Here is a 14,879-nt window from a genome sequence, read left to right as displayed (position 1 = left end):
TCCTTGTCCATTCCCTTTAAAACTAGCCCCCCCCCCCGGCGGGGGGCCGGGCGCCCCGCCCCGCCGGGGCCGGCCCGCCCCGGCCGGCCGACGGCGGACGGCCTGTGGTCAGTGCAGCCAGGGCTGGTAGTGCGGGTTGTCCACGCAGCCCGACTCGACCAGGGAGGCGGTGGCCCGGTCGACCGGGCAGGCCCGGCGGATGAAGTGCCGGTCCACGCCGCCGGGGAACGCGACTTCGACCTGGTCGGCGTACTGGTGCTGGTCGCCGATGGTCGCGTTGACGTCGATGCCGCCGGGGGCGTCGATGAAGTAGTCCCAGGGCACCTTCTTCCACTTCTTGTACAGCTCGGGGTCGTAGGTGGTGCTGACGAACGGCGAGGGCTGGTTCTGCAGGACGTAGCCGGTGATGTCGTACTGGCCGTTGACGGTGTCCTTCGGGCCGAAGCCCTCCTCGAAGATGACGGACGGATCGCGGCCGTCCGAGCGGAAGAGCGGGTGGCAGTTCTTGCGCCAGTGCGGTTCGGGGGTGATGCGGGGTACGTCCACCCGGCGGTCCACGGCGGCGTACAGCGGGTCCGGGCCCTTGGGAAGGTTCTCGAAGGTGCTGGCGGGGAGGGTGACGGCGGGCCGGACGGCGCAGTCGTCGGCGCGCAGTTCGGCCTCGCCGGCGAAGTCGATCCGGCGGCCGTCCAGGAGGATGGCGACGGCCTCGGTGCCGAGTTCACGGACGATGACGCCGTCGCACTGGGGACCGCTCCAGAGCGCCTCCCCGCTGGGGTCGAGGCAGCTGAACGGGGCGGGTTCGGTCGCGGCCGCGGGGGCGGCGACGGCCGGGATCTCGGGGATGAGCACGACGGCGCAGGCGAGGGCGACTGCGCCGGCGGCCGTGCGGATGCGGATGTCGATCACGACCGTTACCCTGGCCGCCCCCTGGCCCGGAGATGCCGCAACTCACCCGATCAGGGGCGTGTCCTCGTCGCCGATTGACGCTCCCGGCCGTCCCGGTCCACTCGGACCCCGGGTGAGCGAAGGACGCGGCCCGCCGCCTCGCGTCAGACGTGGACGACCGGCACACCGGTCAACTCCACTCCCGCCTGGCCGAGTTCGGCAAGGGCCCGGGCAGTGGCGCCGGCGGCGACGCCCGCGGTGCAGTCGGGGAGGGCCGGGCGGCTCGGCACGTCGAGGTCGATCACTGGTCGGTCCCCTCGTCCTCCCGGACCGGCTGGGTCCGCTGGGCCGGGAGGCCGGTGCGTTCGTTCTGCAGGTCCCACAGTTCCCTGAACCGGCCGCCCTCCTCGGCCACCAGCTCGGCGAACGTGCCCTCCTGGAGGACCTTTCCGTCTTCGAGCACCACGATCCGGTCGGCGACGGCCACGTTGGTGAGCCGGTGGGTGACCAGGACGACCGCCCGTTCCCGCGCGACCGCCCGCAGGTTCTGGAAGATCCGGTGCTCGGCGCGCGGATCGAGGGCGGCGGTCGGCTCGTCCAGGACGAGCAGCCCGGCCTCGCGGTGGAACGCCCGGGCGATGGCCAGGCGCTGCCACTGGCCGCCGGACAGCTCCTCGCCGCCCATCCACTCCACCGCCAGCAGGGTGGACAACCCCCGGCGGAGCTTGGCGACGACGTCGGCCGCCCCGGAGGCGTCGGCGGCGCGCAGCACCGCCGCGTCCCCCTCGGCGGTGGGCTGGCCCAGCGTGATGTTCTCGCGGCAGGTCAGCGGCCAGCGCGCGTAGTCCTGCGGGACGACGGCGACCTGGCGCCACAGGGCGTGCGGGTCGAGGTCGCGGGTGTCACGCCCGTCCCACCGCACCGATCCGGCATCGGGCAGGTAGAGCCCGGCCAGGAGCTTGGAGAGGGTGGTCTTGCCGGAGCCGTTCTCCCCCACCAGGGCGAGGATCTCGCCCCGCTCGACGTGCAGGTTCACTCCGTCCAGCGCCTTGCGGTCGGAGGCGGGGTAGGCGTAGCGGAGGTTCTCCACCGCGATCCGGCGCGGCGGCTCGGGGGCCTCGGTGCCGCGCCGGGGCCGGTGGCCGCCGGCGGTGTCGAGGAAGCTCGACCAGTCGTCCAGGTACATGCCGGTGCGGAAGAGGTCCGCGCCGTAGCCGACGATGCCGCGCAGGCTGGTGCCGACCGCGGTCAGGGCGAACACGGCCGCGCCGCCGCGCGGCAGACTCATCCGGCCGGTGCTGACCAGCCACAGCATCGCCGCCCACACCAGCGCGCTGCCGAGGCCGGAGGCGGCGGCCCCGATCACCGACACCCGGGCGCTCTGCATCGCCGCCCGCCGCGAAGTGGCGTCCAGCCGCCGGCCGACCTGGTCGTACTTGACGAGCAGGAACTCGCCCATGGTGTCGGAGCGGACCTGGTCGGCGTTGCGCTTGAGGTGGATGTACCAGCGCAGGTTGGCCATGATCCGGCGGTCGCCGACCGCGGCCCGGTTCGCCAGGAACTGCACCCGGGCGGCGTGCACCGACGCGATCCCCTGGGGCAGCGCGGCGAGCACCAACAAGGGCAGGAGGGCGGGGTGGAGCACCGTCAGCACGCCTGCCGCACCGAGGAGCGAGGCGAGGGAGGCGAGCAGGTTCTGCGCCTCCCCGACGATGTCCACGCAGACCTCGGCGCCGCGGTCCGCGGCTTCCAGCTCGTCGTTGTAGCCGGCGTGGTCGTAGGCGGTCAGCTCGGCCGCCACGGTGGCGCGCAGCACCGCGGCTTCGGCCTCGCGGGAGATCCGCGGCGACAGGTGGATGGTGATGGTGCGGATCGTGATGCCCAGCAGGGAGCGGGCGCCGGCCGCCGCCGCGATCACGAGGATCGACGGCGCCGCGTGGGCGAGCTTGTCGTCGACCCGGCCCGGGCCGAACAGCGCCGAGATGGTGCCGGTGGTCGCGAACAGGCCGGCCGCGCCGAGCACCGCGGACACGGCCTGGCAGACCAGGAGCAGCGTGACGGAGGCGCGGTCGATGCGCCAGCCGAGGCGGAACGCGCGGACGACGAGCGCGGGCAGGCGGCGGGCCATCGCGTTGACGCCGATCGCCTCGATCGCCTCGATCGCCTCGATGCGGCGCCCGTCGGCGAGCCACCGCAGTTCCTCGTCGGCGGCCTCGGCCGGGGTCGCGGCGGTCGCGGCGCTCACGCGATCTCCTCCGTGCGCGAAGCACGGGCCACCAGGGCCGCCGTGACGGGTGGGACGTGGGTCGCCGGGGTGGGGTGACAGGCCACAGATCCTCCAGACGAAGAGCGGTGCGCGGACGCGCGGAAGCACCGGCACCGGCCCGGACGAGAAGCTCAAGTCTGCTTCTGTCAGGCTGAGTTGACGGCATGGACGGAGTCGTTACGGGTGGGTGGCGTCCGATGATGGTGCTGTTCGAGCACGGCGTTCAAGTGGATTTGCCTCCGGGCGAGCCCGGGTCGAACGGGGACTTTTCGAGCACGTTCCGCATGCGGTCCGGACCGCACGCCACTCGGTCGTCCACGGGATCGGGAGGGCGGCGGAGTCCAGTGCGCAGGCGGCGAGAACGTGTTCGAACGCGGTCTTCCGGCCGGGTCCGAGGGAGCCGCGGACGCCCCGGCGGGCGAGGCGGCCGCGCAGGGCGGGGCCGCCGCCGGATTCACCCGTTCGGGGAGTCGGGCGCCCGAGCGGGTTTCGGGCGCCGGGCGCACCCGCGCCGGCCGCGCGCCGAGCAACGCGCGACCCTTCGCCTCAGGAGAAGGTGTTCGGAGCGGCACCCGGCCCCAGCGTTCGATTCACCCCACCACGGGCCGGGCCGGACTCCTCGACCCGGCACTGTCAGTGCCCCCCGGTATGTTGCCGGGCATGACCACTGTGACGAGCGCGACCGCGTTCCCCACGACCACCGGACAGCCCACCACGGCCGGGCGCACCCCCGGCACCCCCGCCCACGGCTCCGCCGCCACCGTCGAGGTGATCCCGCTGTGGGCCGCACCGTGGTCCCCGGCCGCGCAGGCCCCCGCGCAGCGCTGAGTCGACCGGCAGCTCGCCGGTCGCCCTGCCGCCGCGGCCGGACGGTGGTTCCCACCGGCCCGTCATACCGGTTCCGGCGGTGCGGTCAGTCCAGGTAGCCGGCCGTGCGGTAGCCGCCGCGGGCCGTGCGCTCCACCTCCGAGGCGCCCCAGGTGTGGGGCACGGCGAGATTCCAGCGGGACCGCAGGATCGCGTGCTCCTCCCGGTTCCGGGTCACGTACCACTGCCCCATCCGGCACCACGCCAGCGGCTCGTCGGCCTCGGTGGCCACCGCCCGCACCAGCTGCGCCGCCTGCCGGGCGACCTGGTTCTCCAGCGCGGCAGCCTGCGCCTCCAGGTACTGGTTCATCCGGTAGGTGGCCTGGTCGCCGTGCTGGAACATGGCGTACTCGGAGTCGGCGGCCATGTGCAGGGTGCCGTTCCCCATGGCCACCGTGCCGCTGCGCACCACCTCCTCCTGGGAGTTCCGTGCGATCCCGCTGTTGAGGCGGTTGAGCAGCTTGGCCTTCTCGGGGGTGGCCTCCGGGATCTGGCCGCCACCGGTGCCGCCCTGCGCGGAGTAGACCTCGTGCAGGTCGTAGTCCCCGGTGTAGAGGTACTGCTTCCACCGCGGGTCGGTCTTCAGCTGGGCCAGCTGCGGACCGCCGTCCGTCTCGTTCATGTCGATCGGCACGTACTTCTCACCCCTGGGGCCGGTCCGGACGATCTCCGGGTCCGTCATCGTGTCGGGCAGGCGGGCGATCCGGACGCCGGCCAGGCCCTCGGCGTTCCAGTGGCCGACGAAGCCGCTCAGGTCGTGCTGCTCCAGCAACTCCAGTACGCGTTCCGGGTCGCCCTGCGTCTGCCCGGGCCCGGGACCGTACTTCTTGCGCACGGACGCGGGCTTGATGGACTTCTCCAGGATGGTGTGCGGTTTGGGCTTGGCCCCTTCCGCGATGCGCCGGATGGAGTGTTCGCCGGTCTCACGGACGGCGATGGTGTACTTGTGCTTCCTGCACACCTCGGAGATGGCGGCCCAGTGGTCCTCCCACACGATGTTCCGCAGCTCGGACGACCGTCCGCCGGGTGTGACGGTCTCCCCGTCGTACGTGGCGGCCCCGCAGATCCGCAGCACGTTGTTCGGGTCCATCCGCGTCTGCGGCCTTCGCGGCGCCGCCGCCTGGTCGCCCGCCACGCGTTGGAGGGCCGGCGCCGTCCGGCGGTCGTCCGGGCCGGAGCCGTCCCGCTGCTCCGCGATCATGCGTGCCGTCGTCGCGTTGCCGACCGTGCGCTGCAGGGCCTCGGCACCCCTCGGAAACGCGGCCTCCGCCGCGGGTCGTGTGCCGCTGCCGGACCGTCGGGCGGTGGCCGCGTCGCGATGAGGACGCCCGGCCTTCTGCGACTGTTCCCTTGAGTGCATGCTGAACCCCCTCGGTCCCCTCCGCCTCTTTATACCGGGGATGTCGGCGAACGTGGAGGGCAGTTGCGGCCTGGCGCACGGAAGTTGACCCCTCAGGGCATCGGTTCTGCACTGCGGGGCCGCGGGCCGGCCGATCAGCCCTGCGGACTCGGCCGATGGCGGCGCTCCCGTCCCCGGACACCGGGAGCTCCACCAGGAGACCCGCGTCCGAGCAGCCGGACGTGCCCGTGGGCGGCGAAGCGAAGAGCCGGCCGGGCGCCGCGGGAACGCGGTGCCCGACCGGCTCGGGGCCGGTGGTCTCCCGGGGCTACGGCGCCGGGCTGAGCTTCTTCCACGGCCGGCCGCCGTTCGCCTCCGCCGTGCCGGGGGCGACCGTGGTGTACCACTGGGCGTACCAGTAGGAGCCCTGGTACTTCACGAACGCGGCCGTCGAGGCGGCCGGGTCGCCGGTGAGCAGGTGGGTCTCCCGGGCGGTGGCGCCGCCGGCGAGTTCGATGTCGTTGCCCGCGGCCGAGCGGAGCTTGAACAGGCCGTTGTGCTTCGGCCCGCCGGGTGCTCCCTCACTGCCGTTGTCGGCGATCGGGACGAGCCGCCACTTCTGTTCGGCCCGCCCGTCGCACCCCACGGAGGCGAGGTCCTGCCGGGAGGCGGTGGCGGTCAGGCACCGGCCGCCGCCGGCGATCGTGTAGAGGCCGCCGCCCGCCGGCTGGATCCGCCAGTACTGGTTGGCGTTCTGTTCCATCAGTTCCACGAGGTGGGCGCGGGACTGGTCGGGGTTGTCGTCGATCATCATGGGCTTGCCGGCGGGGCTGTCGCCGTACTCGAACATCCAGCCCTTGTCCCCCTTGTCGTACATCCGCCACAGCCGTCCGCCGTCGGGCCGGTAGACCTGGCCCTGCTTCCAGTCCGGTGCCTGGCAGGAGCTGCCCGCGGCGGGGGCGGGCGGTGTGACGGTCCGGACGTCGCGGCGCTGGTCGCCGGTCGAGCCGTACTCCCGGCCGCCGATCCTGAACGTCACGTTGGACGGCCCGGTGATCGGCAGGTAGTACTTCAGGTCGATGTCCCGGGACTTGCCCGGCGCCAGGTCCTCGCAGTAGCCGAGGGTGAGGGTGAGCCGGTGGAAGTCCCCCTTGAGTCCGCCCGTGTTGGGGCCGGTGTGGCCGGGGACGAGCCCCTTCATCTCCTTGTAGTCGTTGTCCTTGACGACCGGCGGCATCGAGGTGGGCAGGTCGAGGGCGATCTCGGTGCCCTGGGCGAGCGTGACGCCGGAGTCGTTGGTGATCCGCAGCTTCGGCTGGACGGGATAGAAGTCCTTCTCCCCGGTGGGGAAGTCCACCAGTTCGGCCTTGACGTCGATCACCTCGGCCGGCTGCGGCCGCCCGCCGGCCTTGCTGTTGCCGGTGGCTCCGGCGCCCTTGAAGGCGTTGTCCAGGCGGGTGGTCAGGTCGTAGCCCATGCCCCACTCCCCGCCCGGGCGTTGGGCGTAGTCGCCGGCGAGTTCCCAGATCATCGCGCCGCCGATGCCCTTGTCGACGATGTAGCGGGCCTTGGCGTCGAGCGACTTCTCGTTCTCGGTGGAGAGGAACACCTTCTTGGCGTCGTTCCACAGCCAGGGCGACTGGAGGGCGTCCGAGTACTTCTCCGCGTACGTGCCGGTCAGTCGTCCGCTCGGCAGGTTGGTGTCGACGCCGTAGGACCGCAGGTAGCCGGGGGTCCGGCCGTCCTGGAGGTTCTTGGTGTGCCACAGCGGGTTCGACCCGGCGCCGACCTCCCGCTCGTTCTCCACGTCGTGCCAGACGTTGTCGATCCCGACCGCGCCCGTCCCGCAGGACTGCGCGTTGGCCGGGCCGCGCCCGCCGGTGCCCAGCGGGCACTGGGCCTGGTCCGGCATCGCGGCCGTTCCCCACAGCCCGTCCGTGCCGCCCCGGACGTCGCGCCAGCCGCGGGAGTAGTACGGGATGCCGAGGTTGATCCGGCCGGCCGGCAGCGCGCCGCGGTAGTAGTGGTAGGCCCAGTCGACGTTGAAGTAGCCCTCCTTCCGGAAGTCCTTGGTGTCGGGCGCCTGGTCGTTGTAGATGCCGGCGTCCGCCAGCTCGTTGTCGCGTCCGTCGTCGTACAGCGGGGCCTGCGGGCCGACGAACCTGTTCCAGGAGCCGTGCAGGTCGTAGGTCATGACGTCGACGTAGTCCTGGTACTGCAGTGCCTGTCCGGCGTCCAGCCCGCGCACCAGGTAGCCGGAGGAGGAACCCGCGGACGTCAGCAGGTAGTAGCGGCCCTTGTCCGTGCCGGCCCGGTCCAGCCGTTCCCGCAGCGACTTCATCAGGGCGTTGTAGCCCTGCTGGAGCCCCTTGCGGCGGGGGTTGGAGACGTCCCAGTCCAGCGGGTTGCCGGTGTTGGGCAGCGCGGTCGGGTACTCGTAGTCGATGTCGACGCCGTTGAACCCGTACCGGTCCAGGAAGTCGGTGACGGAGTCCGCGAACGCGTCGATGCCGGCCTGGTTCACCGACCCGTCGGCGTTGGTGGTCATCGCGTAGAAGTTCCGGGTGCCCGCCCAGCCGCCGACCGAGATCAGCGTCTTCACCGCCGGATGCTTCTTCTTGTACGTGTTCAGCAGGTTGAAGTGCCCCTTGTACGGCAGCGAGGCGTCCATGGCGTTCTTCTCGCCCGGCCAGGTCATGCCGGTCGCCGGGTTGGCCGGGTCGTTCGGGTCGCCGATGCTGATCCGGTTGTCCCGCACCTCGGCGAACGCGTAGTTGACGTGCGTGACCTTCGACCAGGGGATGTTCGACGCCAGGTACTTCGGGTCGCCGTTCGCGCCCGCGCGCCAGCCGGTGAAGTAGCCCACCACGCGCCGGGTGCGGTTGTTGCCGACCCACTCGCGGCCCGCGCCGTCGTACACGTCGCAGTACCGGGCGGCCACGCCCGGGGTGACGGCCATGCCCTCGGGACGGCAGTCCCCCGAGGCGGCCGGCTTGGTACCGCGGTCGTCCGGGGCGGCGTCGAACGGGTCGCCCGCGTCACCACCGTCCGGCTGGCCCACCGGGCGGGCGGACAGCTGCCACCTCTGGGAGTCGCGGCGGTTGCAGTCGTAGATCTGCAACGGCCGGGAGGTGTCCGAGTCGGGGACGTCCAGGCACTTGCCGGAGTTCGGGTTCCGCAGCTCCTGCCGCGCGGTGTAGATCCACTTCTGGGCGGGGCTCCCGTTGCACTCGTACAGCTGGACGGCCGTCCCGTTGTCGGCGCGCCCGCCGTCCACGTCCAGGCACTTGGCCAGCGACTGCAGCGAGCCGTCCGCCGACACCGTCCAGGCCTGGCCGTCGGAACCGGCGCAGTCGGCGAGGCGGACGGGCGTCCGGTCGTCCCGGCTGCCGCCGCGCGGCTCGACGCACTTGCCCTCCAGCCCGCGGATCGTGCCCACCTGCGTGCCCGTCCCGGTCTCCCGGAACTTCCACCGCTGGGCCTGGTTGTTCGCGTCGCAGGCCGTCACCGCGAGCGCCTCGCCCGCGCCTCCGGCCGTCAGGCAGCCGCCGTCGGCACTGCTGACCAGGGTGTACCAGCCGCCGCCGGCGCCCTTCGGCTGCCAGACCTGGTTGGCGTTGCCCTCCTCCGCCCGCACGAGATGGGTGGTGTGCGGCCCGGGATTGTGGTCCACGACCATGTCCGGCTCCGCCGAGGCCGCGATCCGCCAGTTGCCGCCGCCGAGCGAGCGCATCACCCAGCGCTGGGCACCGCTGCCGTCGGGTTCCGCGGCCTGGACGCTCGTCCCGGCGTCGGTGCTGCCACCGCTCAGGTGCGCGGCCATGCCGGTGGCCGAGCGCAGCTCCACCTGCTGGCCCTCGCGCGGGTCCGTGCCGGTGTCGGGTTGGCGGGGGGTGATGACCACGTCGTCGGGGTACTCGATGTACCAGTACTGCTTCTCGTTGACGCCTTGGCCGCAGGAGTCGACACTGGCCCAGTTCTTGTCCTCGGACCGCTTCCCCGGGTCCTGCGTGAGGCAGCCGCTCGTCCCGTCGACATTGTCCAGGGACAGCGCGACCCGGCCGTCACCGGTCGCCGAACGGAACCAACCGCGCTCGATGCCGCCCAGGTACGCCCAGTTCCTGCCGCTGAGGATGTTGTGCCAAAGGTCCAGGTAGCGCCCGTTGTGCTGCGCCTGCAGCGTCACCTTCTCGCCCACGTTGTGCAGCAGCCACCGCTGGCTGGCCCGCCCGTCGTCCGTGCGGGTCACGAGGTAGTCGTCCTGGCCGTCCCCGTCGGCCTCCAGCACCTCGTTCGTCCGGGCGTTGCGCAGCCGGACGATGCCCTCACGCACCGCCGAGGCGTCCGGAACGACCTTCATCCCGTCGCCCGAACCAGCGCACGTGAAGATGTACCGGTCGGAGCCGACCGCCGACTTGGCGAACTCGGTCAGGCACTGCGACAACACCTGCTGACCGAACGCGTTCGGGTGAACGGCCTCCTGGACATCGCCCTGCGCGTTGGGGGTGGCCCACCCGACGCCGGGAACGTACGGCACCCAACGGACCCACTCGGCCCTCGCCGCCGGCAACGGAGCGGCATTGCTGTTGGAGTCCGTCGCCTGCTCCGCCGACTTCGCGCACAACTCGTGCCCGGCGAAGGTGTCCTGCACGTTCAGGAACTTCGCCCCGGCCATGCCCGCGGCCTGCCGCAGCATCTCGGTGATGCGGGGCACCACCGAGTTGCGGGCCCAGTCCACGTCCTCGTCGAGGAAGGGGCATCCCCCTGTCCTGAACCGATCGCTGGTCCTCCCACCCTGCTCGTAGCGGAAGTCGTCCTTGGCCGGGAGCGGGTTGGGGTACGACTGGAGCACGAGTTGGTAGTCCGACTGGCCGGCGTCCCTCATCACGTCCCGGATCGCGGTCAGGGTCTTGCTGACATCGGCCCGCACGGTTTTCAGCCCGAGGAAGAACTCCGCCTCCTTCTCCTTCCGGCAGGGCGCGGCCAGCCCGAAGAAGGCCTTTCCGCACGTCGTCATGATGTCGGAGAACTTCAGGTCGTTGCCGCCGATGGAGACGACGACCATCCTGATGTCATTGGTGCGGGCGAGGTCGGCCAACTGCTGGATCTGGGGCTTCTCGTTGTTGCGCGACTCCGTGAGGATGTCCTTCGTCGTCGCGCCCGAACAGGCGATGTTGAACCGCCGCTCGACGGGGATGCCCTCGAACTCCGTTCCCTTGATGGGGGCCACGTCGGAGCGGTCGCACCGGTTGCCGCCGTTGCTGTAGGACGTCGTGTCGTACACGCAGTCCTGCTTGTCGTCCGGGCAACGGGAGCGCCGGTCCGTGCCCCAGACGTCCCCCTCCTCCTTGGTGAGCGCATTGCCCGCCCAGCGGCCGCCCTCACCGGAGATGTAGCTGTCACCCATGGACACGATCGCGCCCTGACCGGGAAGCGGGCAGGGGTCGGCCGACGCCTCCGGTGCCGCCGCCTCCAGCGCTGCCGCCCTCGGCCTGGTACAGGGCGCGCCGCCACCGATCCGCCGTCCGTAGGAGACGGTGTCGTGGTCGGCGTAGCCCGTCTGATCCGTCACCCTCCCCAGCACATCGGACATCGACGGGTCGTTGGTGACGACGTAGTCCAACTTGCTCGTGGTCCCGTCGGGACTTCGATGGGTGTATCGCTCCGGCCTGGCGATGTGGACGTCCTGCCCGTTGACTTCGGGACCGTCGAGACGAGCCCTGAGGACGGTCGGGTCCAGGTTGAAGTCGCCGCCGACGTACCAGTTGACCGCATGCCGTTCGTGCTCCTCCGCTTCCAGTCGACCCATCTCGGCCACCAGGCGCCGGAGCATCGGCACGATGTCGCGGCCGCCGTTCCCGGAGGAGGCGTGGAAGGAGAAGTAGTACTCCCCGTTCGCATGGTCCTCGCCGTAGCCCACACCGATCAGGGGGCGCAGCGTCCCGGCCACAGCGGGGATGTAGACCAGGCGCCGGGGCAGTTCGTTGGTCATGATCGCCGAGTTGACACGTCCGGCGGGGTCGTTGCCGATGGTCTGCGCGTGGAACAGGTAGGTGTAGTCCCGTCCCACTCGCCGCTTGTAGCCTCGCACTCCGTCGGGGATGACGAGGTTCTGCAACTCGGCGGCTTGGAGCGGAGCCCAGGACGTGGGCGGGACACCCGCCTCCTGCAGCGCCATCACGACGCGTTTCTGCTCAGCGAGGCCGGCACCGCGGGCGGCGTCGGCGACGGCTCGGCTGTACAGCTGGTTGAGCCGTTCGTAGGTGCTGCCCGTCTCGACCGCGGTCGACCCCTGCATGTTCCAGGTCATGATGTTCCGCTCGCCGGCGAGTTGTAGCGGCGGCACCCAGGGGTTTTCGGCGGCGGCAGCAGCGGGCCCGTTCAGGACGGCCATCATCGTGGCCAGGAGAACCGTGGCGAGCGCGGCCGCGACTGCGCGCAGCAACTGGCCCGGGGTCCGGCGTCGGCCCGGGCGGCGTGTCCGCCCGCTCAGCCCTTGCATGTTCATGTACTCCGTTTTCTCGATGGAATTTCCTCAGCTGGCGGATGGTGCACGAACCCGGTAGACAATCGATCAACGTCTCGTCAATCGCCGCGCACAGGGCCGGCTCCGCTCGCACCGGAGCGGCCGGACCGGGCTTCCGTGACCGCGTGACGGATCCACCACGCGAGGACGTAGAGGGCCAGGGCGGCGATCAGGCCGGCGCCCGCACCTTTCGCCGCGTCGGACAGCACGCCTTCGAGCAGGCCGGCCGCAGACGGCCCGGTCGTCTCCGCCTCCGGGCCGGCGCGCCACCACCAGGCGTGAACAACAGCCCCTGCGGCCGTGAACAGGGCCATCGCGAGCAGGACTTGGCGGCGCGGACCGCCGACCGGCCAGGGGCGACCGGAGCCCGGGAGGAGGTGCTCCCGCCTGCGCCACGCGAACAGCGCGATCGCGGCCAGGCCGCCGATCGTGCTCGCGTGCTGCAGGGCCCGCGCCCAGGTGAGGCCGCCCACCGGCGTGGAGGCCAGCCAGGGTGTGCGGGTGACCACGAAGCCGTCCACGTGGGTGAAGGCGTCCCAGACCAGGTGACTGGCAATACCCACCAGTGCGGACAGGACGATCCACCCGGCCCGCCGGACCGGCGGACCGGCAGCCCCCGACGGCGCCCACGGCACGGACGACGGCAGCAGGAAGGCCAGCGGGCGCCGGGCCGCCCGGAGCAGCGCCCACAGCAGGAGCGCGTACGGCAGGGTGACGCTGACGACACCCGAAACGCCGTGCGTGGTGGTGGCGTTGGCGAAGGGCTCGTACCAGGACTGCGCGCTGACGGGCAGGCCTGTGCTGACCAGGAAGTAGGGCAGGTCCGGTGCGACGGCTCCGGCGACCAGCGCCGTCCGGCTGAAGGGCCGCCGCATCAAGGGCAGTACCGCCGCAGGGTGGGACAGGGTGAACGGCATGGGCATCCTCTCGCAGGACCCAATAGTCCGTCGAACGGAATGCTACGTCAAACGGACTATCAGGGGCGCAGCCGGCCCCTCCGATTCCGGCTTCGATGTTCGACAGCGGCAGGCCGCCGGGACCGACGGGCACTCAGGCCGACAGGCGCAGCTCAGGCCGAGAAACGCACCCGGTTCCGCCGCAGGCGACCGACGAGCAGCATCGCCACCGCGGCCGCCGACACCACGGCCACCAGGCACGCGACGGCAGTGACGTCACCCCACGCGGTGACGCAGGCATGCGCCAGGAGCGGCGGGGACGCCAGGGCGATGGCCGCCGACTCGCGCCCGCCCCGCGACCCGCCGCGCCAGGTCAGCACGACCCCGGCCGCGGCGAGGACGAGCAGCGGCCAGCACCCGTAGTCGGTGCTGACCCACGGCACCACGTGGGAATCGATCAGCGCCCGCGGCACGACCACGAGCGCGACCACGGCACCGGCCATGCCCGCCGGTCCCGCGCGGCCCGCACGACCGCGTTCCACCCGCCGGTCCGGCGGGCAGGCGAGCACCACGGCCGCCGACAGGACCGCCGCGGCCGGGGTGGCCACCGGGTCGCCGAAGGCCGGCCCGCTGACCACCGCGGCCACCGCGAAGGACAGCAGCCCGGCCACCGTGCACGGCACCCCCGCCCGCCACCGTCCGGCCAGGGCCGACGCCGCCCCCACGAAGACGAAGAGGGACGACACGAGCAGCACGCCCCACGCCCCCGACAGGTCCACTCCGAGCCGCAGCCCCCACGGGGCCGGGGACGCGACGAGGCTCGCGTACCAGCGCAGCAGATGCAGACCGCACCCGGCCGCGGCGGCGGCCAGGGCAAAGGGGTGGGCCAGGCCCAGGACCCGCGCGGCCGGAGCCGCCGGGCCCGCCCCCAGCCGCATCCGCAGCGCGTGCGCCGCCAGACCCGCGCCGTCGCGCAGCCGCGAGCCCAGCGGCTCCCCCGCCGTCATCTCCCGGAAGGTCGCGGCGACCTCCTCGCCATGGGCCTGCCGGTAGGCGGCGGGATACAGCCGCACCACACGGTCGATCACGTGGCGGACGGCGACGGCCGCGCGGCGGACAGCCGACGATTGGCCTCCCTCGCCGTCTCGGCCAGCCGCTCGGCCTCCGCCGCCAGCCGCTCCCGACCCGCCGGGGACAGGGTGAAGATCCGCCGGGCCCGGCCGTCGACGATCTCCTCGCGTTCGACCTCGATCATGCCGTCGGCCAGCAGACGGTCCAGGGCCCCGTACAGGGCGCCCGTGCGCAGCGCGACACGGCCGCCGGTCATCGCCTTGACCTCCTGCGCGATGGCGTACCCGTGCCGCGGTGCGTCCGCGAGGGCTGTCATCACCATCACGGTCGGCTCTTGCATCACGCGCTCACTCACCCGACGAAGATAGTCACTCCGCCGGAGCATCTCAACGCGGCGGGCCGCGTCGCGGCCGCCGGGCGGCCCTCAGCGGCTCGCCCGTACCGACGCCACCCCTGCCACGCCACTGCTCCGCTCACACGCCGCCGGCCGCGCGCCGGTAGCTGCGACCGTCGCGGGTCCGGGTGAGCCGACCGCTCTCCACCAGGTAGCGGCGCAGCGCCGAGCAGTCGTCGTGCACGGTGCGCAGGGCCTCGTTGACCTCCGGCTCGCCGTACTCCCGCGCCGGCTCGAAGAGGGTGGCGAGGTGGTCGAGCAGGGCGGTACGGGGGCCCGCCTTGCGCGGGATCGCCGTCAGCCGGCCGTCCCGGAACAGGGCGGCCAGATTCGCGGGCGGCTCGGACATCGGTCGCTCCTGTGCAGGTCGGCGGTTCCTCGGGTGCTTCGTCCGCCGAGGCTGCCAGAGCACGACGCCGTGCGTCATCCGGTTTTCCGCCGGCCGGGGGTTCCGGCCGCTCCACCGCACATCACCGACATCACACCCGGTCAGCCCTCCACCGGAAGCGAGTCGGCACCGAGTTCTGTGGAGCCGTCACAACGCGTGCTGGCTTACGGCGGAGGAATCGGGCCCGGGAACGGCCCGCAGGCCCCTCTGGGAGGCCAGAGCCCGGAGGGGAGGTCCTGGTGAG

Annotated in this window: 10 protein-coding genes; 1 reads left to right on the top strand and 9 read right to left on the bottom strand. The window is 72.3% G+C overall.

Going from position 1 to position 14,879, the window contains the following annotated elements; translation table 11 throughout:
- Positions 1–108: 108 nt before the first annotated feature.
- The 3 genes from ACIQOV_RS05445 to ACIQOV_RS05435 form a co-directional block, all read right to left on the bottom strand.
- A complete protein-coding gene (locus ACIQOV_RS05445) occupies positions 109–909 on the bottom strand; it encodes an ADP-ribosyltransferase (RefSeq protein WP_401045174.1) in 801 nt (266 codons plus the stop codon).
- 143 nt (positions 910–1,052) lie between these two features.
- A complete protein-coding gene (locus tag ACIQOV_RS05440) occupies positions 1,053–1,193 on the bottom strand; it encodes a hypothetical protein (protein ID WP_401045171.1) in 141 nt (46 codons plus the stop codon).
- A complete protein-coding gene (locus tag ACIQOV_RS05435) occupies positions 1,190–3,016 on the bottom strand; it encodes an ABC transporter ATP-binding protein (protein WP_401045177.1) in 1,827 nt (608 codons plus the stop codon). The genes ACIQOV_RS05440 and ACIQOV_RS05435 overlap by 4 nt, the downstream gene beginning before the upstream one ends.
- Positions 3,017–3,814: 798 nt before the next feature.
- Between ACIQOV_RS05435 and ACIQOV_RS05430 the strand changes: the two genes are divergently transcribed.
- Positions 3,815–3,982 carry a hypothetical protein gene (locus tag ACIQOV_RS05430; protein WP_401045169.1) on the top strand — a complete coding sequence of 56 codons (168 nt, stop codon included), beginning with the start codon at positions 3,815–3,817 and terminating at the stop codon, positions 3,980–3,982.
- 85 nt (positions 3,983–4,067) lie between these two features.
- On the opposite strand, the gene ACIQOV_RS05425 is transcribed toward ACIQOV_RS05430, so the two are convergent.
- The 6 genes from ACIQOV_RS05425 to ACIQOV_RS05400 all read right to left on the bottom strand — a co-directional run bounded on the left by ACIQOV_RS05425 (position 4,068) and on the right by ACIQOV_RS05400 (position 14,596).
- The gene (locus ACIQOV_RS05425) at positions 4,068–5,222 is read right to left on the bottom strand and encodes a hypothetical protein (protein ID WP_401045167.1); all 1,155 of its coding nucleotides are present in this window, start codon (positions 5,220–5,222) and stop codon (positions 4,068–4,070) included.
- Positions 5,223–5,688: 466 nt separating this feature from the next.
- A complete protein-coding gene (locus tag ACIQOV_RS05420; RefSeq protein WP_401045164.1) occupies positions 5,689–11,805 on the bottom strand; it encodes a glycosyl hydrolase family 18 protein in 6,117 nt (2,038 codons plus the stop codon).
- 140 nt (positions 11,806–11,945) lie between these two features.
- Positions 11,946–12,803: a DUF4184 family protein gene (locus tag ACIQOV_RS05415; RefSeq protein WP_401045162.1), complete on the bottom strand. Its 858-nt coding sequence runs from the start codon at positions 12,801–12,803 to the stop codon at positions 11,946–11,948.
- A 152-nt stretch (positions 12,804–12,955) separates the two neighbouring features.
- Positions 12,956–13,870 carry a hypothetical protein gene (locus ACIQOV_RS05410; RefSeq protein ID WP_401045159.1) on the bottom strand — a complete coding sequence of 305 codons (915 nt, stop codon included), beginning with the start codon at positions 13,868–13,870 and terminating at the stop codon, positions 12,956–12,958.
- Positions 13,867–14,208, bottom strand: coding sequence for a PadR family transcriptional regulator (locus ACIQOV_RS05405; protein ID WP_359909696.1), 342 nt, complete (start codon positions 14,206–14,208; stop codon positions 13,867–13,869). The genes ACIQOV_RS05410 and ACIQOV_RS05405 overlap by 4 nt, the downstream gene beginning before the upstream one ends.
- 118 nt (positions 14,209–14,326) lie before the next feature.
- Positions 14,327–14,596 carry a DUF2087 domain-containing protein gene (locus tag ACIQOV_RS05400; protein WP_401045158.1) on the bottom strand — a complete coding sequence of 90 codons (270 nt, stop codon included), beginning with the start codon at positions 14,594–14,596 and terminating at the stop codon, positions 14,327–14,329.
- Positions 14,597–14,879: the final 283 nt, after the last annotated feature.

Origin of the sequence: Kitasatospora sp. NPDC091257 (genome assembly GCF_044757675.1) — a bacterium.
In the GTDB taxonomy this organism is placed as follows: Bacteria; Actinomycetota; Actinomycetes; order Streptomycetales; family Streptomycetaceae; genus Kitasatospora; species Kitasatospora lactacystinica.
This window is presented reverse-complemented; position numbering and strand designations above follow the sequence as displayed.

Excerpts from the sequence above, each read along its gene's own strand:
- ACIQOV_RS05435 (WP_401045177.1), bottom strand. The coding sequence starts at position 3,016 with ATGGCCCGCCGCCTGCCCGCGCTCGTCGTCCGCGCGTTCCGCCTCGGC.
- ACIQOV_RS05430 (WP_401045169.1), top strand. The coding sequence starts at position 3,815 with ATGACCACTGTGACGAGCGCGACCGCGTTCCCCACGACCACCGGACAG.
- ACIQOV_RS05425 (WP_401045167.1), bottom strand. The coding sequence starts at position 5,222 with ATGATCGCGGAGCAGCGGGACGGCTCCGGCCCGGACGACCGCCGGACG.
- ACIQOV_RS05415 (WP_401045162.1), bottom strand. The coding sequence starts at position 12,803 with ATGCCGTTCACCCTGTCCCACCCTGCGGCGGTACTGCCCTTGATGCGG.
- ACIQOV_RS05400 (WP_401045158.1), bottom strand. The coding sequence starts at position 14,596 with ATGTCCGAGCCGCCCGCGAATCTGGCCGCCCTGTTCCGGGACGGCCGG.